Annotated in this window: 4 protein-coding genes; all 4 read left to right on the top strand. The window is 34.0% G+C overall.

Translation table 11 applies throughout. The features are described 5' to 3' along the window. Positions 1 to 467: helix-turn-helix domain-containing protein (locus ACI313_RS01655; protein WP_439755128.1), on the top strand; the 467-nt coding region annotated here is incomplete at its 5' end. Between the two features lie 166 nt (positions 468 to 633). Further along, entirely contained in the window at positions 634 to 1,203 is a 570-nt protein-coding gene (locus ACI313_RS01660; RefSeq protein WP_439755129.1) for a TetR/AcrR family transcriptional regulator, read from the top strand. Between the two features lie 105 nt (positions 1,204 to 1,308). Continuing rightward, positions 1,309 to 1,875 (top strand): HdeD family acid-resistance protein, encoded by a 567-nt coding sequence (locus tag ACI313_RS01665; RefSeq protein WP_439755130.1) that lies wholly within the window; start codon positions 1,309 to 1,311, stop codon positions 1,873 to 1,875. A gap of 30 nt (positions 1,876 to 1,905) precedes the next feature. Next, positions 1,906 to 2,864: radical SAM protein (locus ACI313_RS01670; RefSeq protein WP_439755131.1), on the top strand; the 959-nt coding region annotated here is incomplete at its 3' end.

Below are 2,864 nucleotides of genomic sequence, written 5' to 3' on the forward strand. Positions count from 1 at the left end.
AACGAGCTGGAATTAGCATAGAACTATTAGGAGCCGACAAAACGGAAATAGAGCCGGGTGGCATTTTGTCACCGGTCTTATTGGTATTCGTTTTGTCGACTCCTTTATTTGCGTCTGTTTTCGTTTTTGCTCCGGAAATGGAGAGAAAGATGGAAAAGACAATTGGAATGAGAATCAGAGAATGCAGAGTAAAATTAGGAATGACACAGGAGGAGCTGGCAGAGGCACTTTTGACAAAGAAGTCTACAATCTCTGCATATGAGAATGATAAGATTGATATAAAAGTCAGTATATTGAAGCAGATTGCGAAAATATTGGATACATCTGTATTTTATCTGGTAGGAGAACAAGATGAGGATATTGATTCTGAGGTAATGAAGATGGCTATGATATTGCAACAGATACAGAGTAAGGAACTAAGGAAGATAGCAATAGAACAAGTGAAAGTATTTACATTTCTTCAATAATTGAATAATAAGTCAAATTAACAGAAATAACATAACAAGTTGCCTGAGAGAATATATTTGAAAATATGTAAATTGAATGTTATCATATAAAATAGAGGGATGTATACTCTATTTTATAAATGTACCTTATTATAAGCAGACTTATTCAATAGAGTGAGGTGTCGTTATGGCTAAATTTACTCAGCAGGCAATTATGTATAGCCTACTTAAGTTGTTGCAAGAAAAACCAATTGATAAAATAACAGTAAAGGATATCTGTGAATTGTGTGAGATTAATAGAAATACCTTTTATTATTATTATAGCGATATTTATCAGGTATTAGAGGAATTACTGAAAAGTGAAACGGAAAAATCATTAAAAGAAAAACAAGAATACAAAAATTTTTATGAGGAATATTTGCAGAAGTATCACCTTGTTCTTGAATATAAGAAGGCAGTATTTCACCTCTATAATTCAAAAAATAGAGATATGATTTTGAAATATTTTTATGATGTTACAGAGGATTTTGTGGAGAAATATGTGAGAAAAGAGGTTATAGGGACGAATTTATCGGAGGATGATATTAGATTTGTAACACATTTCTATAGTAATTCTATGATTGGTAATACGCTCCGATGGTTACAACATGGTATGCAGGATTCACAGGAACGATTAATTTATAGAATGTCGGTGTCCTATCAAGCTACAATCAAGGCGTTAATTGCTCAAATAGAAAAAGAAAAAAGTAAAAACTAGACACATTTACAACAGTGCCCAAAAATTTGGACACTGTTATTTTTTTGTCTATTTAAAGAGAAAGACAATTAGATTATTATCAATACACATAAGGAGGCAGAATAAATGAAGAACTTAAAAACAGCGAAGAATGTGTATGTGGTAATGACAATATTCTGTATTGTTGGTGGCGCAATATTATTGGTTTGGCCAGGATTAGGGTTAGATGTCTTGTGTAAGATTTGTGGTGTATTTTTCATGATATATGGACTGGCAAAAATATCAAGCTATTTCACAAAGGATCTGTTTCAATTAGCCTTTCAATTTGATTTTGGATTGGGTATCGTTTCCATGATATTGGGAGCTTTGATGATTTTTCGAACTGATCATATTGTAGAAATTCTTGCATTTTGTATAGGCATATTTATGTTAGTTGATGCAGCATTAAAAATTCAAACAGCATTTGAGGCAAAGAGATTTGGAATTGAAAGATGGAAATGGATTTTGATAACAGCTATAGCATCCGGAATTGTTGGAGCACTGCTTTTGTTTTCTCCGATGAAAACAACCAATCTAATTGTCAGAATGGTTGGTCTGGGTATTTGCCTAGATGGAGTAATGAATCTTGTAGTAGTTACAAATACAGTAAGAACAATTAAGAATATGCAAAAAGATATTATTGATATTGACTAATAAATAATAGTACAAACGGAGGAATTAGAAATGAGTAATTTAGGACATACAGCAGCTAGAGCAACCGCTTCAAAAATAATTGATGTATTGGTCAAAAATATTGATAAAGACAGAGAAAAGGAAATGATTGAGCTCATTGACTTTATGGAAAAATATATGTCAGGTGAGAAGCTTGACATAGATTATGACAAAGTAAGAGAAATGACTTGTAACAAGGACTGTGCGCTGAATCAATATTTGAATCGTTTAATGGATGAGTTAGATCCGAATGTAATAAAGACAACCATTTTGAATTTTGGTTTTGAGGCTATGCTTCATGGTACAAAAACAATTCGTAAAATGAGAACTGTACATAATTGCAATATTCCATGGCTGATCTTAATGGATCCCACCAGTGCCTGCAATCTTCATTGCACCGGCTGCTGGGCTGCTGAATATGGAAATAAACTGAATCTTTCCTATGATGAATTATCAAATGTAGTAAAACAGGGAAAAGAATTAGGTGTCTATTTCTATATGTTTACAGGCGGGGAACCATTAGTGAGAAAAAATGACATCATCAAGTTGTGTGGGGAGCATCACGAATGTCAATTTCTTGCATTTACAAATGGTACGTTAGTTGATGAAGCTTTTTGTAAGGAAATGAAGAGAGTCGGAAATCTGGCATTGGCAATTAGTCTTGAGGGTTCACCTGAGGTAAATGACTTACGTAGAGGAGCAGGCGTCTATGGAAAGGTTATGCATGCAATGGAGTTACTTAAGGAAAATGGACTGATCTTCGGTACATCCATCTGCTACACTTCAAAGAATTGTGAGTCGGTGACCAGTAAAGAATTCGTAAAACTTATGGTAGATAAGGGATGCAGATATGCTATGTATTTCCACTACATGCCTGTTGGAAATGAAGCATCCCTGGAGCTTCTCCCTACACCTGAACAGAGGATGTATATCAAAGATCGAATCAGAGAGATTCGTAAGCTGGAAAATGG

The organism is Floccifex sp. (assembly GCF_051873495.1).
Lineage (GTDB): Bacteria > Bacillota_I > Bacilli_A > Erysipelotrichales > Erysipelotrichaceae > Floccifex.